The sequence below is a fragment of the Mycobacterium sp. genome (assembly GCF_040398885.1).
GTDB lineage: Bacteria > Actinomycetota > Actinomycetes > Mycobacteriales > Mycobacteriaceae > Mycobacterium.
This window is the reverse complement of sequence record NZ_JBBATF010000056.1, coordinates 1-16,623: the sequence shown is the minus strand read 5'-3', so window position 1 is coordinate 16,623 and position 16,623 is coordinate 1. Positions and strand designations below refer to the sequence as shown.

Here is a 16,623-nt window from a genome sequence, read left to right as displayed (position 1 = left end):
GGGGCCGCCACCGCGGTGGCCGCGACCGCGCCGGCCGCGGGCGGGCCGTCGGCGCCGCCGCCGTTCGCCGCCGACGAGGTCCTCGTCGGGTGGAAGCCCGGCGTGACACCCACTGGTCGCGCCCAGGCGATGGCCTCGGTGAAGGCGACGGTGATCGAACGCCTGGGCACCAGGAAGATGCTGGAGACCGAGCAGGGCGTCGTCTACCGCCTCAAGGTTCCCGGGGGAACGGCGGCCGCCATCCAGGCGCTGTCGAAGAACCCGGCCGTGGCGTTCGCGGAGCCCAATTACAAGCTAACGGCGGCCGCCGTCTCCAACGACCCGTACTACACCGGCGGTTCGCTGTGGGGGATGAGCAGTGATGACAACCCCACGGCCTACGGCCCGTCCGGAACCACCAACCAGTACGGCTGCGGTGCCGAGGAAGCCTGGGGACTGGGCGCCACGGGCGCGAGTGACGTGGTGGTCGCCGTCATCGACGAGGGCATCCAGATCACCCACCCCGACCTGGCGGCCAACATCTGGAAGAACCCCGGCGAGGTGGCCGGCGACGGGATCGACAACGACGGCAACGGCTTCGTCGACGACGTCAACGGCTGGGACTTCTACTACGACGACAACACCGTCTACGACGCGGGCGAGGACGCCCACGGAACCCACGTGGCGGGAACCATCGGCGCCGTCGGGGGCAACGGGACCGGGGTGGCCGGGGTCTGCTGGAACACCAAGATCATTCCCGCCAAATTCCTTGGCCCACAAGGCGGATACACCTCTGACGCGGTGAGTGCTCTCAACTACCTGGTGGACCTGAAGTCGCGTTACAACATCAACCTGGTCGCGGCGAACAACTCCTGGGGCGGCGGTGGGTACAGCAGCGCGATGCACGCGGCCATCAATCGCGCGGCCAAGGCCGACATCCTGTTCGTCGCGGCGGCGGGCAACGCGACCGCCGACAACGACGTGACCGCCTCCTACCCGAGCAACTACAGTTCGCTGCAGGCTTCGGCGACGGAGTCGGCGGCGCCCTACGAGTCGGTGATCGCGGTGGCATCCATCACCTCCACGGGCGTGCTGTCGTCGTTCTCCAGTTACGGCGCGACGACGGTGGACCTCGCGGCACCCGGTTCGGGGATTCTCAGCACCGTTCCCACCGGCACCTACGCGAACTACAGCGGCACCTCCATGGCCACGCCGCACGTGACGGGCGCCCTGGCGCTCTACAAGTCGCAGAACCCCACCGCCACCGCGGCGACCTTGCGCAGCGCGATCCTGAACAACGCCAAGCCGACCACCTCGCTGGCGGGTAAAACCGTCACCGGCGGTCGGCTGAGTCTCGAGGGGTTGTTCACCGGCGCGACCCCGCCGCCCACGGTCGCGACCTACGATCCGCGGCTGGCCGGCATCTCCACCCCGTTGAGCGTGACGGTGAACAAGAACTCCAACGTCTCGATCACCGTGGGTAACCTGGGCAACACCGGGGCCCAGGTGACGGTCTCGCTGGCGGCAAGCGGCGGCTCGGCCGGACCGTCCGCCCGGGTGTTCGTGCCCGCCGGCGGTACGGCGAACACCGTGATCGCCTGGAAGGCGCCCAAGACCCGCGGGTCCTACACGCTCACGGCGACGACCAAACTCGTCAGCGCCACCCTGGTCGACTCCAATCCGGGTAACAACAGCGCCTCGGTGACCGTCAGCGTGAAATAGTGCTCTGATCCGCCGCGTTGAGCCCCTCCAGTTCGAGCAGGCGCCGGCGTACCTCGGCGGCGATCTCCTCGGCCGGAAGATCCTGCGGCGATGACCGGCTGTCGACCGGCAGCCGCACATCGGCGGCATCGAGGTACCCGGCCGCCAGCAGCGCCTCGATGGGCGAGCGGTCGTACACCCGCGCGACCGCGATGGCGGTCTCCGGTTTGGGCCGGGTCTTGCCGTGCAGCCAGTGGCACACCGACAACCTCCCCACCCCGACCCGCTCGGCGATCTGGGACTGCGTCTGCCCGCCGGTGATGCGCCTCAGGTACTCGGGCCATGTCTCGATCATTCGTCCCCCCTCCGCTGCACACCGTAGGGGCGGCCACCGACATTTCAGCCGTGTGAGACCCTGCCGGTATGACGTGGCGGCCGCGGCCGGTCGGGATTCTGGCCGGTTATCTCGCCGATCTGGTTCTGGCCGACCCACGGCGCGGCCACCCCGTTGCCGGGTTCGGCCGGTGCGCGACCGGGCTCGAGGCGCTCACCTACCGGGACGGCCGGGTCGCGGGAGCCGCCCACACCGCGGTGCTGGTGGGCTGCCTGGCAGCGGCCGGGTCGCTGCTGCAACGCCGGGCGGGTGCCGGCGCGGAAGCGGTCCTCACGGCCGTCTCCACCTGGGTCGCACTGGGCGGGACCACCCTGGGGCGAACCGGCTCGGAGATGGCCGGCCTGCTGTCGGCCGGAGACGTCGACGGCGCCCGGGCCCTTCTGCCCTCGCTGTGCGGCCGGGATCCGGCGGTTCTGGACGGCTCGGGACTGGCGCGGGCCGCGTGCGAGTCGGTGGCCGAGAACACCTCCGACGCCCAGGTGGCGCCGCTGGTGTGGGCCGCACTGGCCGGGACACCGGGAGTGCTGGCCTACCGGGGCGTCAACACCCTCGACGCGATGATCGGAAACCGCTCGCCGCGCTACGCCCGATTCGGTTGGGCCGCGGCACGTTCCGACGACATCGCCAACTACCTGCCGGCCCGGCTGACCGGCGCGCTGACGGCATTGTGCGCGCCACTGGTCGGCGGGTCCCCGCTGCGGTCGGCCCAGGCCTGGCGACGGGACGCCTCGCGTCACCCCAGCCCGAACGCCGGCGTCGCGGAGGCCGCCTTCGCCGGGGCGCTCGGAGTGCGACTGGGCGGCCCGACCCAGTACCGCCACGATCTGGAGATCCGCCCCACCCTCGGTGACGGCCCGGCGCCGACGGCCGCCGACCTGCGCCGGGCAGTCCGGCTGTCGCGGCTGGTGCAGGCCGCCGCGGTGGCGGTAGCCGTGGCGGTCAGCTCCGCCGGCCGTAGCGGTCGGCCAGTTTCTCCTCGGCGGTGAGCGGGGTTTCGCGGGTCTGGGCGCCCTCCCGCGCGGCCGATTCCCGGCGTCGCATCCGCAGTTCGGAATACACGAAGTAGCCCAGACCGAGCGGGGCGATGATGCCGAACGCGATCCACTGGATGCCGTAGGACAGGAACGGCCCGGCGTCCAGTCGGGGCAGCGGCAGCACGTCCAGCCCGCCCGGTTGGTCCTCCACCAGTTGCAGGTACGAGCCGGTGAGCGGGGTTCTGACCAGGCCGGCGATCTGCCCGGTGTCGATGGCGTACACCTGCTGCAAGCCCGCCTCGGTGAACGGCTGCTTGTCGCCGGCGGTCTCCGAATCCCGCAGCCGCGCAGTGATACTCACCGTGCCCCCGGGCGGTTTCGGTACCGGCGGCGCCGAGGTGCCCCGGTCCGGGCGCACGTAACCGCGGTTCACCAGCACCGTCGGGCCGCCGTCGACCGCGAACGCGGTGAGCACCTCGTAGGCCGGGGCCCCGCCGATCAGCCGCAGGCGCGCCAGCACCTCCGAGTCGGGCAGGTAGCGCCCGGTTGCGGTGACCCGGCGCCACTGTGCCTCGGGGGCTGACGAATCCTGTTGTGGCAGGACCGATGCCACCGGCACCGGATCGGCCGACAGCGACGCTTCGATCTGGTGGTTCTCCAGGGAGGTCCGGGTGTTCTTGCCGAGTTGCCAGGGCGCGAGCACCGTCAGCGCCAGGTAGGTGAACATCGCCACCACCAGGGCCAGGGCGATCCATCCCGGACGGAACAGGAAGGCCAGCCGCTTCATCGGTCCGCCAGCCGGTCGTCGACCCAGTCGTGCAGCCCCGGAAGCGCGGCCTCGATGACCTCGAAGGCCTCGACGAAATCGGCGTGACCGCCGTAGTAGGGATCCTCGACGTCCAGCGCGTGGGCGCCCGACCGCGGGTCGAACGACCGCAGCATCCGCAACCGGTCCGCCTCGACACCCAGGTCGGTCAGCATTCGCAGGTGGTTACGGCCAAGTGCGACAACCAGATCCGCGGACAGGTGGTCGTCCCGGACCTGGGCGGCGCGATGCGCGGTGGGGTAGCCGCGGTCCCGCAGCACCTGCACCGCACGGTGGTCCGCGCCGTCTCCGGCGTGCCACCCTCCGGTGCCCGCGCTGCTGACCCGCACCACATCGGCCAGGCCGCGCCCGGCGATCTGGTGGGCGAACATCTTCTCGGCCATCGGTGAGCGGCAGATGTTCCCGGTGCACACGAAGGTGACGTGCAGCAGCTGCTCAGACACCGAGAACCTCCCGCAGTTCGTCGACGGTGCCGACGTGCGCGGCCGCCGCCTCGGTGGCGTCCGAACCGCCGTAGCCCCAGCCCACCAGCACCGTGGCGATCCCGTGCTCGGCGGCGCCCTCGATATCGTGGGCCCGGTCGCCGACCATCACCACCCGCTCCGGCAGCGGCTCGAGCTGGGCCAGTGCGTGGGCCACCACATCGGACTTGGCCGCGCGGCCCCCGTCCGGACTGGCGCCGGCGATGACCTCGAACTGCTCGGCGATACCGAAGTGCTCCAGAATCCGCCGTGCGGTGGGTTCGGCCTTGGAGGTGGCCACCGCCAGGCGCACGCCGGCCGCACGCAGGTCGGCCAGCACCTCGGCGACGCCGCCGAAGAGGGCGTTCATCGCCCAGCCCCGGCTGGTGTAGTCGGCCCGGTAGGCGGTGATGGCCTCGCCGGCCCGCTCACCGAGGCCCAGCGCGGACAGGGTGTGCTGCATCGGCGGGCCCACCACCAGCGCGGCCAGGTCACCGTCGGGAACATCGGCGCCGACCGCGGCCAGGGCGTGCCGGAAGCTGGCGACGACACCGTCGGCCGAATCGGTCAGCGTGCCGTCGAGGTCGAAGATCACCAACTGGGGGCGAAGGCGGGGTGTCACGGCTTCATTGTCCCTGACTACTCTTCTAGTGGTGAACGAGCAGGGTGTGCGTCCGGGGGCGCGCTACCACGGCGATCAGGCCGTCGGCCCTGGCATGGTGGATTTCGCGGTCAACGTCCGGCACGCGCGACCGCCGGCCTGGCTGCGGCAGCGGCTCGCCGCCCGGCTCGCCGACCTGGCCTGGTATCCGAGCGCGGCCGACCACGCCGCGGCGGTCACCGCGGTGGCCCGCCGGCACCGGGTGCCCGAAGACCGGGTCCTGCTGCTGGCCGGCGGGGCCGAGGGTTTCGCGTTGCTGCCCGCGCTGCGCCCACGACGGGCCGCGCTGATCGCGCCGTCGTTCACCGAGCCGGAAGCGGTGCTGTCCGCGGCCGGGGTGGCATTCGACCACGTGGTTCTGCCGGCGCCGTTCCGGCTCTGGGGTGCGCCGGTGCCCGAGGCCGCCGACCTGGTCGTGGTGGGCAATCCGACCAACCCGACCGGGGTGCTGCACCCGCGGGAGTCGCTGCTCGCGCTGCGCCGCCCGGGCCGGCTGGTCGTGGTCGACGAGGCCTTCGCCGATGCCGTGTCCGGCGACGAGTCGCTGGCCGAGCTGGACCTGCCCGACGTGGTGGTGCTGCGCAGCCTGACCAAGACCTGGGCGCTGGCCGGGCTGCGGGTGGGCTACGCGCTGGGCGACCCCGAGGTGCTGGCCCGGCTGTCGGCGGGCCGGCCGCACTGGCCGTTGGGCACGCTGCAACTGGAGGCCATCGCCGCCTGCTGTTCGCCGGCCGCGGTGGCCGAGGCGCGACGCGGGGCGCAGCAGTCGGCCCTGCACCGCGGCGAGATGGCGGCGGCGCTGAGCGGTCTCGGCCTGGAGGTGGTCGACGGCAGCGCACCCTTCGTGCTGTTCGCCGTCCCGGATGCCGCTTTGATGCGTAAACGGTTGAAGGCCAACGGGATTGCGGTCCGGCGCTGCGATACCTTCATCGGGCTGGGGGAGAACCATCTGCGGGCGGCGGTGCGGCCGGAGTGGCCGACGCTGGTCCGGGCCGTCGCCGAGGCGCTGCGGTGAGCGTCCTCGTCTCCGATGTCATCGCCGTTCTCGATGACGCCTACCCGCCCCGCCTCGCCCACGACTGGGACTCGGTGGGCCTGGTCTGCGGTGACCCCGACGATCCGGTCGACTCGGTCACCGTCGCCGTCGACGCCACCGCGGCGGTGGTCGACACCGTCGGGCCCCGCGGGCTGCTGCTGGCGCACCACCCGCTGCTGCTGCGCGGCGTGGACACCGTCGCGGCCGGCACCCCCAAGGGCGCGTTGATCCACCGGCTGATCCGCTCCGGCGCGGCGTTGTTCACCGCCCACACCAACGCCGACGCGGCCAGTCCGGGGGTCTCGGATGCGCTCGCCGACGCGCTCGGTCTCACCGTGGACGGGGTGCTCGATCCGGCGTCGGGGCGCCCGGCGCTGGACAAATGGGTGGTCTTCGTGCCGGTGGAGAACGCCGCGGCGGTGCGGGAGGCTCTGTTCGCCGCGGGCGCCGGCAACATCGGCGACTACTCGCACTGCAGTTGGACCGTCAGCGGCACCGGGCAATTCCTGCCCGGATCCGGTGCGGCGCCGACCCTCGGCACGGTGGGGGCGATCGAGCACGTCGCCGAGGAACGCATCGAGGTGATCGCCCCGGCCGGTCTGCGGCGGCAGGTGCTGGCCGCCATGCGGGCCGCCCACATCTACGAGGAACCGGCCTTCGACGTGTTCGCCCTGGCGGCGATCCCCGACGGCACCGGCATCGGCCGGCTGGCCAGCCTCGCCGGCCCGCAGCGGTTCGCCGATTTCGTGGCTCGGGTCGATTCGGCGCTGCCCCGGACCAGTTGGGGCATCCGCGCCGCCGGCGACCCCGACGCGCCGGTCAGTCGCGTGGCGGTGTGCGGCGGGGCGGGAGATTCGCTGCTGGCCGCGGCCGGGGCGGCCGGTGTCCAGGCCTATGTGACCGCCGACCTGCGTCACCATCCCGCCGACGAGCACCGCCGGGGCAGCGACGTCGGCCTGGTGGACGTCGCGCACTGGGCCAGCGAGTACCCGTGGTGTGCGCAGGCGGCGGACTTGCTGCGGTCGCATTTCGGCGAACTGCTTCCGGTAACCGTGAGTCCGGTCCGGACCGACCCGTGGAATGTCGGGAATGTCGAGCCGAGAGGCCATCATGAAAGCTGAACTGTCACAACAACGTTCGCTCCTGGAATTGGCCGAGTTGGACGCCGAGCTGACCCGGTTGGCGCACCGCGCCACCCACCTGCCCGAGCAGCAGCGCTATCAGGAGTTGGAAGCCCGGCAGCGTGAGGTGGCCGACCGCCTCGCCGTCGCCGCCCTCGCGGTCGAAGACCTCGACGCCCAGATCGCCAAGCTGGAGTCCGAGGTCGACACCGTCCGCCAACGGGAGGACCGCGACCGCGGTCTGCTCGACTCCGGCGCCGTCGGCGACCCCAAGCAGCTCGGGGAACTGCAGCACGAACTCGGCACCCTGGAGCGCCGCCAGGCCAGCCTGGAGGATTCCCTGCTGGAGGTGATGGAACGCCGCGAACAGGCCGCCGAACAGCAGGCCGGCGAGCAGGCCGGGCTGGATGAGGTGGAGGGTGACCTGGCGGCGGCCCGGCAGGCCCGCGACGCGGTGCTGGCCGAGGTGGAGCAGACCCGCACCGACACCGCCGCGCGCCGCGACGAGGTGGCGGCCGGGATCGACGGTGAGCTGCTGAGAACCTACGAACGCCAGCGCGCGGCATCCGGTGTCGGCGCCGGCCGGTTGCTCGGCGCCCGCTGCGGGGCCTGCCGGATCGAACTGGACCGCGGCGAGCTGGCCCGGATCTCGGCCGCGCCCGAGGACGAGTTGCTGCGCTGCGGCGAGTGCGGAGCGATCCTGTTGCGGTTCAAGGACTTCGGGCAGTGACCCGATGAACGGCGGGATCCGGTGAAAGTCATCGTCGAGGCGGACGGCGGCTCCCGCGGAAACCCCGGACCGGCCGGCTTCGGGTGCGTGGTCTGGGCGGCCGACCACGCCACGGTTCTGGCCGAGCACTGTCAGCCCATCGGCATCACCACCAACAACGTCGCCGAGTACCGGGGGCTGATCGCCGGCCTGGAGGAGGCCCGCCGCCTCGGCGCCGACGAGCTCGAGGTCCGGATGGACTCCAAGCTCGTCGTCGAGCAGATGAGCGGCCGGTGGAAGGTCAAGAACGCGGGCCTGGCCGAACTGCATCAGCAGGCCCGCGCACTGGCGTCGACCTTCGGTTTCGTCAGGTTCTCCTGGATCCCGCGGGAGCAGAACAAGACCGCCGACCGGCTGGCGAACGAGGCGATGGACGGCGCCAAGGGGGCACTCGGGGGGGCGACCGCCGCGGACCCGCCGCCGGGTGCGGTGGCGGTGCCGCCGTCGACGTGGACCGGCAACCGGGGCGGGCCCACCCGGCTGCTGCTGCTGCGCCACGGGCAGACCGAGCTGTCACGGCAACGGCGCTACTCCGGACGCGGCAACCCCGCCCTCACCGACGTCGGCCGGCGGCAGGCGGCCGACGCCGCCCGCTACCTGTCCGCCAGGGGCGGCATCTCGGCGGTGGTGAGCTCCCCGCTGGCCCGGGCTTACGACACCGCCAAGACCGCCGCCGACGCGCTGGGGCTGTCGGTCACCGTCGAGCAGGACCTGATCGAAACCGACTTCGGCGAGTGGGAGGGCCTGACCTTCTCGGAGGCCGCCGAGCGTCATCCCGAGGTGCACGGGCGTTGGCTGCGCGACACCGGCCTGGCGGCTCCCGGCGGGGAGAGCTTCGACGAGGTGTCCCTGCGGGTCCTGCGGGCGCGCGACCGCCTGATCGCCGAACACGGCGAATCCACCGTGCTGGTGGTGTCGCACGTGACCCCGATCAAGACGCTGCTGCGCCTGGCGCTGGCCGCCGGGGCGTCGATCCTGTACCGCCTGCACCTCGACCTGGCCTCGCTGAGCATCGCCGAGTTCTACCCCGACGACGGCGCCTCGGTGCGGCTGGTCAACGACACCTCCTACCTGCGCGGCTGACAGCGTGCGCCCGAAGGATGCCGGAGGCGGACATGCACGACGCTGACCCCGCCGGCGGACACCACGCCGCCTGGGAGGAGCACTACTCCGCCCGGCCACAGGTCTGGAGCGGCCGGGTCAACGCCCGACTGGCCGCGATCGCGCCCCGACTCGGCGGGACCACGGCGCTCGACCTCGGCTGCGGCGAGGGAGCCGACGCGATCTGGCTGGCCGAACAGGGCTGGCGGGTGGTCGCCGTCGACGTGTCGGGCACCGCGCTGGCTCGCGCCCGTGCGGCCGCGGCGTCTCGCGGGGTGGCCGGGCGCATCGACTTCCGGCAGCAGGACCTGACCCGCGGATTTCCCGACGGCGCCTTCGACCTGGTGTCGGCGCAGTTCCTGCACAGCACCGTCGAGATGGACCGCTCGGCGATCCTGGTCCGCGCCGCCGGCGCGGTCGCGCCCGGCGGCGCACTGCTGATCGTCGACCACGCCGCGGCGCCGCCGTGGGCGGTGCGGATGCGGGATCACGAGTTCCCGACCGCCGAGGCCGTGGTCGAAGGCCTCGGCCTGGAACCGGGGCAGTGGGCACCCGAGATCGGCACCGTCGAACGCACGGCCCGCGGGCCGGACGGCGAGGAGGCCACTCTCGTCGACAACGTGATCCTGCTGAGCCGAAATCCGGGTTGAAAGCACCCGCCGCCGCGGAAGCATCAGGGGGCGCAGTACGTTGATCGGTGCGGACGAGTTGGCCGGGCGGCCGCGGCCCGTCGGCGACGGCGGGTCGAGGAAAGTCCGGACTTCGCAGAGCAGGGTGATTGCCAACGGCAATCCGAGGTGACTCGCGGGACAGTGCCACAGAGAACAGACCGCCACCTGCGTGCAGGTGGTAAGGGTGAAACGGTGCGGTAAGAGCGCACCAGCACCCCGGGTGACCGGGGTGGCTCGGTAAACCCCACCCGAAGCAAGGCCAAGAGGCCGCGCCCCGCCTTCGGGCCAAGGGTGCGGCTGCGCAGGCGATCGAGGGCTGCTCGCCCGAGCCTGCGGGTAGGCCGCATGAGGCACCCGGCGACGGGTGTCCCAGATGGATGGTCGCCGCCGCTGCGCCCGGCGCAGCGGAACAGAATCCGGCTTACAGGCCAACTCGTCCGCCCCCCGGGTGCAGGCGGCGTCTCAGCGCACTTTCGGCGATCCCTTGGTCGCCTTTCGCACGCCGGTGCCCAACGCCTTCAGGGCGCCGTCGAGTTGATCGCGGCAGCGCCGCGCCAACTCCTCTTCACGCCGGTAGAGGATCCCGTAGGTGAAGGTGTCCTCACCGGCTGCATGTGCCTCATCGGCGACCTGCAGCAGGTGGGCGCGGCTCACCGCGCTGTCCTGGTGATCGCCGAGCAGGCCCTGGATCACCTTGGCCCGTTCGGCGACCTTCCCCGCGCCGGTGGCGGCCGCGACGTAGCGGAGCTGCTTGGCCGCCTTGCGAACCCGATGCAGCGCCTCGTCGAGTTCGTGCTCGGTGGCAGCCTCGGCCGCCACCCCGGCCCGCTTGCGCACCCGCTTGTAGCCGGCGGCGACGGTGAGGTGGGGTTGTCCGTCATCCGGTGGCGGGGCGGTCACCACGACCTGGTCGAGGGCGTCGAGCAGCCGGAAGTACCGCGCCGATCGCATCGCCTTGTGCGAGCGGCTCAGGCCGCTCTGGTAGCGCAGCCAGCCGCCGTCGACCAGTCGCCGGCGCACCGGCCCCCGGATCAGTTCGGGCGCCAGCTCGTCCAGTGCGTCCCGGTAACGCTCGGTCAGCACCTCGGCGTCGCGGGCGACGCCGAGCACCGCGGCCAACTCGCGCAACTCGCTGAGGATGTTCGCGTCGTCGGTCAGGCCGAATTCCTCCTCCGAGGCCTGCAGAAGACTCCGGATCTGACGGATGGTGACCCGCATCTGGTGCACGGCGTCATCGGCGTCCTCGCGCACCGCGCGATCCCACAGCAGCAGCGCGGCGACCTGTTCGGCGACCGCCCGGTGCACCGGATCCGCGGGTGGCTCCGGGCGTTGCGGCGCGGTCTCGCCGAGGACCTTGGCCAGCTTCGAGCCGTGGCCGGCGGTCTGGGCGCCGGCGTCGAGCAGGCGGTTGGAGAGTCGCTTCAACAGGCCCGCGGCGTCCTCCACGCCGGCGTCGACCAGTTCCAGCTCCCACTCCCGCCACTGCTGCTCGGCCTCGGCGCCGCCGTCGGCGGGATTGAGCCGGGAGGCGGTGACCGTGTCGTCGCAGAACTCCGCCAGCGCGGCGCCGTCCGGGGCGTACAGCATCGTCACGTCCCGGGCGGTGGAGATCCGGGCCACCGGGACCAGCGCCCGGTCCCGAACGATCGCCCGGACGACGTCGAGCAGCGCGTCGGGGACCCCGTCGCCGGGGGTTCCCAGCGGTGCCCGGACCTCGGTGCGGGAATCCCCGGCGGGCAGTTTCAGGTGCCAGCCCGCGTCGGTGCCGCCGGTGCGCCGGCGCAGAGTCACCCGGTTGGCGGCCAGATCGTGTGCGACGGTGTCGAAATACACCGCGTCGAGACGCTGGAGGGCGTGCTTCTCCACCCGCGCGACCGCGGCGAGGCCGTCGAAGGACGGCGAGACACCGACCGCCGGAGCCTCGAACTTCAACTCCATTTCGACGCAACGCGTCGTGCCGCCGGATTTGGCCATGCGGTCAGCGTTCCACATGTCGTGCCGGGTTGGCGGTCAGAAGCTGTGCTCCTCCGCGGGGAAGGCGCCGCCGGCCACCTCGGTGGCGTACCGCATCGCCGCCCGCCGCAGTTCGCCACCCACGTCGCCGAATCGCTTGACGAACTTGGCGGTCCTGCCGCTGGTGAGCCCGGCCATGTCCTGCCAGACCAGAACCTGGGCGTCGCAGTTCGGTCCGGCGCCGATCCCGACGGTCGGGATGGTGAGCTTGCCGGTGAGCTGGGTGGCCAGTTCGGCGGGCACCATCTCCATCACCACCGCGAAAGCTCCGGCCTCCTGTACCGCGATGGCGTCGGCGACGGTCTGCTCGGCGGCGTCGCCGCGGCCCTGCACCCGGAAGCCACCCAGGCTGTTGACGCTCTGCGGGGTGAAGCCGATGTGGGCCATCACCGGGATCCCGGCCGCGGTCAGCGTCGCGATCTGATCGGCGACCCGTTCCCCGCCCTCCAGCTTGACCGCGTGCGCACCGGCCTCCTTCATGAAGCGGGTGGCCGTCGCCAAGGCCTGGGCGGGCCCGCCCTCGTAGCTGCCGAACGGCAGATCGGCCACCACCAGGGCATGACTGGCGCCGCGCACCACGCCGCGCACCAGCGGGATGAGCTCGTCCGCGGTGACCGGCACGGTGGTGTCGTAGCCGTAGACGACGTTGGCCGCGGAGTCCCCGACCAGCAGGACCGGGATACCGGCCTCGTCGAGGATCCGGGCGGTGGAGAAGTCGTAGGCGGTGAGCATGGCCCACCTGTGGCCTTCGGACTTCATCCGCTGCAGATGGTGGGTGCGGATCTTGGTGGGCGTCCCGGAGGGGGGCTGGCTGCCCGCCCCGTAGACCGCCTGCTCGGGCTGTGCTTGCTGAGTCCCATCGGACATGGCTGATCCCAGTCGCTCGTCGGGTCGATCCTCGTGGCCCATCCGGGTCCCCGGGTTCGGTTGACTTATACAAGTCTGCCACTGCCGGGCGGCTGCCCGGAACGCCGCGGCGAGTGCGGTTTCTCACAGTCGCCGTCAGGCGCCGGCAAGGGTCGCCTACCAGGAAGATCCGCCCACCATGGCAGCATGTTGGCCATGAGGCTGCACCGACGCCCCCGGTCCCTGCGTGCCGCTGTGCTGGTTCCGGCCCTCGCCGGACTGGTCGCGGCCACCGCGGGCTGCAGCACCGTGGTGGGCGGCACGGCGGTGATCGCCGAGCCGCAGATCGGTCAGCCGGTGTCGTGGGGGCCGTGCCGCCCGGCCGGCGGGGGAGGCGAGGCGATGCCGATCCCGGCCGGGGCCCAGTGCGGCAAGATCGCCGTCCCGGTTGACTACGGCAAGCCCGACGGCGCCCAGGCGAGCCTGGCGCTGGTCCGTTTCCCGGCGCGCGGGGACAAGATCGGTTCGCTGATCGTCAATCCCGGCGGCCCGGGGGAGTCCGGGATCGAGGCGGCCGCCAGCCTGCTCGAGGGGCTGCCGCCGCAGGTGCGCGAGCGCTTCGACCTGGTCGGCTTCGACCCGCGCGGGGTCGGCTCGTCGACCCCCGCGCTGTGGTGCAACTCCGATGAGGACAACGACCGGCTGCGGGCCGACCCGCAGGTGGACTACAGCCCCGCGGGTGTGGAGCACATCGAGGGTGTCACCAAGGAGTTCGTGCAGCGCTGCGTCGACAAGATGGGCGCCGAGTTCCTGGCCAACGTCGGAACCGTCAGCGTCGCGAAGGATCTCGACGCGCTGCGGGCCGCCGTCGGCGACGAGAAGCTGAATTACCTCGGTTACTCCTACGGCACCCGGATCGGCGCGGCCTACGCCGAGGCCTACCCGGACAGGGTGCGGGCGATGGTCCTCGACGGCGCCGTCGACCCGAACGCCGACCCGATCGAGGCCGACATCGAGCAGGCGGAGGCCTTCCAGAAGGCGTTCAACGACTACGCGGCCGATTGCGCCAAGGGTTCGGACTGCCCGCTGGGCGCCGACCCGGACAAGGCCGTTTCGGTGTACCGCGATCTGGTCGACCCGTTGGTAGACAAGCCGATGAAGACCAAGGACCCGCGTGGACTGAGCTACGGCGACGCGATCGTCGGCACCGTGATGGCGTTGTACTCGCCGAATCTGTGGCGCCATCTGACCCAGGGCCTCTCCGAGATGAAGAAGGGCCGCGGCGACACCATGCTGGCGCTGGCCGACATGTACATGCGCCGTGACGCCCAGGGGCATTACTCCAACGCCACCGACGCCCGGATCGCGGTGAACTGCGTCGACCAACCGCCGATCAAGGATCGCGAGAAGGTGGTCGAGGAGGACCGCCGGCTTCGGGAAGTGGCCCCGTTCATGAGCTACGGCGAGTTCACCGGACACGCGCCGTTGAGCACCTGCGCCTTCTGGCCGGTTCCGCCCACCAGCCAGCCGCACGTCATCAAGGCCCCCGGCCTGCAGCCCGTGCTGGTGATCTCCACGACCGGTGACCCGGCCACCCCGTATCAGGCCGGGGTGGACCTCGCCAAGCAACTCGGCGGCGCGCTGCTCACGTTCAAGGGCACCCAGCACACCGTCGCGTTCCAGGGTGAGTCGTGCGTCGACGGCTACGTCGCCGCGTACCTGCTCGACCTGAAACTGCCGCCGGCCGGCGCGACCTGCTGAACCGCCGCCTTTCCGATACCGGCGTGTGACCGCGCGGGACTGCCGCAACCCTTCGCGGCGTGCCACGATGGCGGCCATGAAACGCGCGAGTCTGACGGGCTCGGCGGTATTCGCCCTGTCCTCCGCGGTCATCTGCACCCTGGCGGCGATCGCACCGGCCGTAGCCGCACCGGACGCACCGGACCTGGGGCAGAACGCACCGCCGGTGTGGGGCAGTTGTGACCGAGTCATCTCCGACAAGTACCTGCCGTCCGCACAGTGCACCACCGTCCCGGTTCCCGTCGACTACTCCGATCCGGCTGGGGCGCAGGCGAATCTGGCGGTGATCCGGATCCCCGCCGGCGGGCGGCGCATCGGTGCGCTGCTGGTGAACCCCGGCGGCCCGGGGGCCTCGGCAGTGGACTCGGTGGTCAGTCTCGCCGACTCGCTCGACGGCAGCCCGATCACCGAGCACTTCGACATGGTGGGCTTCGACCCCCGCGGCGTCGGGCATTCCACTCCCGAATTGCGTTGTCGCACAGACGCCGAACGCGACGCGTGGCGGCGTGAGCCGATGGTCGACTACAGCCGGGCGGGCGTGGCGGCCATCGAGCAACTCAGCCGCGATTTCGCCCAGAAGTGTCTGGACCGGATGGGCAAGCCGTTTCTGGCCGGCGTCGGAACCGATTCCGCGGCAAAGGATATGGACGCCGTTCGCGCCGCGCTGGGTGAGGATCAGATCAACTATCTGGGCTACAGCTACGGCACCGAACTCGGCACCGCCTACGTCGAGCGGTTCCCCGACCGGGTTCGCGCCATGGTGCTCGACGGCGCGATCGACCCGACCGAGGACCCGCTGCAGTCCCTGGTGAATCAGATGGCCGGCTTCCAGGTGGCCTTCAACGACTACGCCGCCGACTGCGCCAAATCGCCGGCCTGCCCGTTGGGCACCGATCCGGCGCAGTTCGTCAACCGCTACCACCAGTTGGTGGATCCGCTGGTGGCCGAACCGGGACGCACCGCCGATCCGCGCGGCCTGAGCTACGCCGACGCACTCACCGGCACCATCAACTCGCTCTACACCCCGCAATACTGGAAGTACCTGACCAGCGGTCTGCTCGGCCTGGCCCGCGGCACCGGCGCCGACGACCTGCTGCTGCTGGCCGACGACTACGAGGGCCGCGACGACGACGGCCGGTACGGCAACGGGCAGGACGCGTTCAACGCCATCCGCTGCGTGGACAGCCCGACCCCGCAGGATCCGGCCGCCTGGGCCGAGGCCGACCGGCAGATCCGGCAGCGCGCCCCGTTCCTGTCCTACGGCGAGTTCACCGGGTTCGCCCCGCGCGACCTCTGCGCGTTCTGGCCGGTGCCCGCCACGTCGTCGCCGCATGTCGCCCGGCCGGCCCCCGCCGGCAGCGTGGTGGTGGTCTCCACCACCCGCGACCCGGCCACCCCGTACCAGGACGGCGTGGATCTCGCCCGGCAACTCGGCGCTTCGCTGATCACCTTCGAGGGCACCCAGCACACGACCGTCTTCGACGGGAATTCGTGTGTCGACGGCGCGGTGATCCGGTACTTCGTCGACCGGGTGGTGCCCGGCGACATCGGCTGCTGAAACACCGGTTTCGTAACACGGATTTAACAGCCGCTGCCTACGCTCGCGTCATGGACCGGCAGAAGGAATTCGTGCTCCGCACGCTGGAGGAACGGGACATCCGGTTCGTCCGGCTGTGGTTCACCGACGTACTCGGATACCTCAAGTCGGTGGCCATCGCCCCGGCCGAACTCGAGGGCGCGTTCGAGGAGGGCATCGGGTTCGACGGGTCCTCGATCGAGGGGTTCGCCCGCGTCTTCGAGTCCGACACCGTGGCCCGTCCCGATCCGTCGACCTTCCAGGTGCTGCCCTGGACCAGCAGCTCCGGCCAGCACCATTCGGCGCGGATGTTCTGCGACATCACCATGCCCGACGGCTCGCCGTCCTGGGCGGACAGCCGGCATGTGCTGCGCCGCCAACTCGCCAAGCTCAGCGATCTGGGGTTCTCCTGCTACGTACACCCGGAGATCGAGTTCTTCCTGCTCGAACCGGGGCCCTACGACGGGTCGGTGCCGGTCCCGGCGGACAACGGCGGCTACTTCGACCAGGCCGTGCACGACTCGGCGCCGAACTTCCGCCGGCACGCCATCGACGCCCTCGAGCAGATGGGCATCTCGGTGGAGTTCAGCCACCACGAGGGCGCACCCGGCCAGCAGGAGATCGACCTGCGCTACGCCGACGCGCTGTCGATGGCCGACAACGTGATGACGTTCCGCTACGTCGTCAAGGAGGT

The 16,623-nt window shown here is 71.5% G+C and carries 16 protein-coding genes and 1 other RNA gene; 11 read left to right on the top strand and 6 right to left on the bottom strand.

All coding sequences use genetic code 11. The features are described 5' to 3' along the window. The coding region (locus tag ADBZ5U_RS07450; protein ID WP_526263962.1) for a S8 family peptidase at window positions 1-1,701 on the top strand (1,701 nt) is incomplete at its 5' end. Here the strand turns inward: ADBZ5U_RS07450 and ADBZ5U_RS07445 are convergent. Next, a complete protein-coding gene (locus ADBZ5U_RS07445; RefSeq protein ID WP_526263960.1) occupies window positions 1,688-2,035 on the bottom strand; it encodes a helix-turn-helix transcriptional regulator in 348 nt (115 codons plus the stop codon). The two genes, ADBZ5U_RS07450 and ADBZ5U_RS07445, sit on opposite strands and share 14 nt — an antisense overlap. Before the next feature lie 68 nt (window positions 2,036-2,103). On the opposite strand from ADBZ5U_RS07445, the gene ADBZ5U_RS07440 reads away from it, so the two are divergent. Further along, window positions 2,104-3,060, top strand: a complete 957-nt coding sequence (locus tag ADBZ5U_RS07440; RefSeq protein ID WP_526263958.1) for a cobalamin biosynthesis protein — start codon at window positions 2,104-2,106, stop codon at window positions 3,058-3,060. On the opposite strand, the gene ADBZ5U_RS07435 is transcribed toward ADBZ5U_RS07440, so the two are convergent. Genes ADBZ5U_RS07435 through ADBZ5U_RS07425 form a run of 3 tightly spaced genes read right to left on the bottom strand, consistent with a single transcriptional unit; the run spans window position 3,014 to window position 4,957 of the window. Continuing rightward, window positions 3,014-3,835, bottom strand: coding sequence for an SURF1 family cytochrome oxidase biogenesis protein (locus ADBZ5U_RS07435; RefSeq protein WP_526263956.1), 822 nt, complete (start codon window positions 3,833-3,835; stop codon window positions 3,014-3,016). The two genes, ADBZ5U_RS07440 and ADBZ5U_RS07435, sit on opposite strands and share 47 nt — an antisense overlap. Further along, entirely contained in the window at window positions 3,832-4,317 is a 486-nt protein-coding gene (locus tag ADBZ5U_RS07430) for a low molecular weight protein-tyrosine-phosphatase (RefSeq protein ID WP_526263954.1), read from the bottom strand. Before ADBZ5U_RS07430 ends, ADBZ5U_RS07435 begins: the two co-directional genes overlap by 4 nt. Beyond that, the gene (locus tag ADBZ5U_RS07425; protein WP_526263952.1) at window positions 4,310-4,957 is read right to left on the bottom strand and encodes an HAD-IA family hydrolase; all 648 of its coding nucleotides are present in this window, start codon (window positions 4,955-4,957) and stop codon (window positions 4,310-4,312) included. The genes ADBZ5U_RS07430 and ADBZ5U_RS07425 overlap by 8 nt, the downstream gene beginning before the upstream one ends. A 31-nt stretch (window positions 4,958-4,988) precedes the next feature. Here ADBZ5U_RS07425 and cobC point away from each other — a divergent pair, with 31 nt between their 5' ends. From cobC to rnpB, 6 genes are all read left to right on the top strand, one after another. Continuing rightward, window positions 4,989-6,011 carry an Rv2231c family histidinol phosphate aminotransferase CobC gene (cobC, locus tag ADBZ5U_RS07420; protein WP_526263950.1) on the top strand — a complete coding sequence of 341 codons (1,023 nt, stop codon included), beginning with the start codon at window positions 4,989-4,991 and terminating at the stop codon, window positions 6,009-6,011. Beyond that, window positions 6,008-7,153: a Nif3-like dinuclear metal center hexameric protein gene (locus ADBZ5U_RS07415; RefSeq protein WP_526263947.1), complete on the top strand. Its 1,146-nt coding sequence runs from the start codon at window positions 6,008-6,010 to the stop codon at window positions 7,151-7,153. Before cobC ends, ADBZ5U_RS07415 begins: the two co-directional genes overlap by 4 nt. Then, window positions 7,143-7,883 carry a zinc ribbon domain-containing protein gene (locus ADBZ5U_RS07410; RefSeq protein WP_526263945.1) on the top strand — a complete coding sequence of 247 codons (741 nt, stop codon included), beginning with the start codon at window positions 7,143-7,145 and terminating at the stop codon, window positions 7,881-7,883. Before ADBZ5U_RS07415 ends, ADBZ5U_RS07410 begins: the two co-directional genes overlap by 11 nt. 21 nt (window positions 7,884-7,904) lie before the next feature. Continuing rightward, the gene (locus ADBZ5U_RS07405; RefSeq protein ID WP_526263943.1) at window positions 7,905-9,005 is read left to right on the top strand and encodes a bifunctional RNase H/acid phosphatase; all 1,101 of its coding nucleotides are present in this window, start codon (window positions 7,905-7,907) and stop codon (window positions 9,003-9,005) included. Window positions 9,006-9,037: 32 nt separating this feature from the next. After that, window positions 9,038-9,673 (top strand): class I SAM-dependent methyltransferase, encoded by a 636-nt coding sequence (locus ADBZ5U_RS07400; protein WP_526263941.1) that lies wholly within the window; start codon window positions 9,038-9,040, stop codon window positions 9,671-9,673. Between the two features lie 54 nt (window positions 9,674-9,727). Then, an RNA gene (rnpB, locus tag ADBZ5U_RS07395) (RNase P RNA component class A) lies at window positions 9,728-10,134 on the top strand. Between the two features lie 22 nt (window positions 10,135-10,156). On the opposite strand, the gene ADBZ5U_RS07390 is transcribed toward rnpB, so the two are convergent. Together ADBZ5U_RS07390 and panB are read right to left on the bottom strand one after the other, a co-directional pair. After that, entirely contained in the window at window positions 10,157-11,668 is a 1,512-nt protein-coding gene (locus tag ADBZ5U_RS07390; RefSeq protein WP_526263939.1) for a CYTH and CHAD domain-containing protein, read from the bottom strand. A gap of 36 nt (window positions 11,669-11,704) precedes the next feature. Continuing rightward, window positions 11,705-12,574, bottom strand: coding sequence for a 3-methyl-2-oxobutanoate hydroxymethyltransferase (gene panB / locus ADBZ5U_RS07385; RefSeq protein ID WP_526263937.1), 870 nt, complete (start codon window positions 12,572-12,574; stop codon window positions 11,705-11,707). Window positions 12,575-12,769: 195 nt separating this feature from the next. Here panB and ADBZ5U_RS07380 point away from each other — a divergent pair, with 195 nt between their 5' ends. The 3 genes from ADBZ5U_RS07380 to ADBZ5U_RS07370 all read left to right on the top strand — a co-directional run. After that, window positions 12,770-14,314: an alpha/beta fold hydrolase gene (locus ADBZ5U_RS07380; RefSeq protein ID WP_526263934.1), complete on the top strand. Its 1,545-nt coding sequence runs from the start codon at window positions 12,770-12,772 to the stop codon at window positions 14,312-14,314. A 67-nt stretch (window positions 14,315-14,381) separates the two neighbouring features. Further along, complete coding sequence (locus ADBZ5U_RS07375; protein WP_526263932.1) at window positions 14,382-15,911, top strand: alpha/beta fold hydrolase; 1,530 nt, start codon at window positions 14,382-14,384, stop codon at window positions 15,909-15,911. Between the two features lie 50 nt (window positions 15,912-15,961). Next, window positions 15,962-16,623, top strand: a 662-nt coding sequence (locus tag ADBZ5U_RS07370; RefSeq protein ID WP_526263930.1) for a glutamine synthetase family protein, incomplete at its 3' end; no start/stop codon positions are given.

Bases quoted from the DNA above. Each gene is read 5' to 3' on its own strand.
- ADBZ5U_RS07380 (WP_526263934.1), top strand. From the start codon at position 12,770: ATGAGGCTGCACCGACGCCCCCGGTCCCTGCGTGCCGCTGTGCTGGTT.
- panB (WP_526263937.1), bottom strand. From the start codon at position 12,574: ATGTCCGATGGGACTCAGCAAGCACAGCCCGAGCAGGCGGTCTACGGG.
- ADBZ5U_RS07390 (WP_526263939.1), bottom strand. From the start codon at position 11,668: ATGGCCAAATCCGGCGGCACGACGCGTTGCGTCGAAATGGAGTTGAAG.
- ADBZ5U_RS07400 (WP_526263941.1), top strand. From the start codon at position 9,038: ATGCACGACGCTGACCCCGCCGGCGGACACCACGCCGCCTGGGAGGAG.
- ADBZ5U_RS07440 (WP_526263958.1), top strand. From the start codon at position 2,104: ATGACGTGGCGGCCGCGGCCGGTCGGGATTCTGGCCGGTTATCTCGCC.
- ADBZ5U_RS07445 (WP_526263960.1), bottom strand. From the start codon at position 2,035: ATGATCGAGACATGGCCCGAGTACCTGAGGCGCATCACCGGCGGGCAG.
- ADBZ5U_RS07435 (WP_526263956.1), bottom strand. From the start codon at position 3,835: ATGAAGCGGCTGGCCTTCCTGTTCCGTCCGGGATGGATCGCCCTGGCC.
- ADBZ5U_RS07375 (WP_526263932.1), top strand. From the start codon at position 14,382: ATGGCGGCCATGAAACGCGCGAGTCTGACGGGCTCGGCGGTATTCGCC.
- ADBZ5U_RS07410 (WP_526263945.1), top strand. From the start codon at position 7,143: ATGAAAGCTGAACTGTCACAACAACGTTCGCTCCTGGAATTGGCCGAG.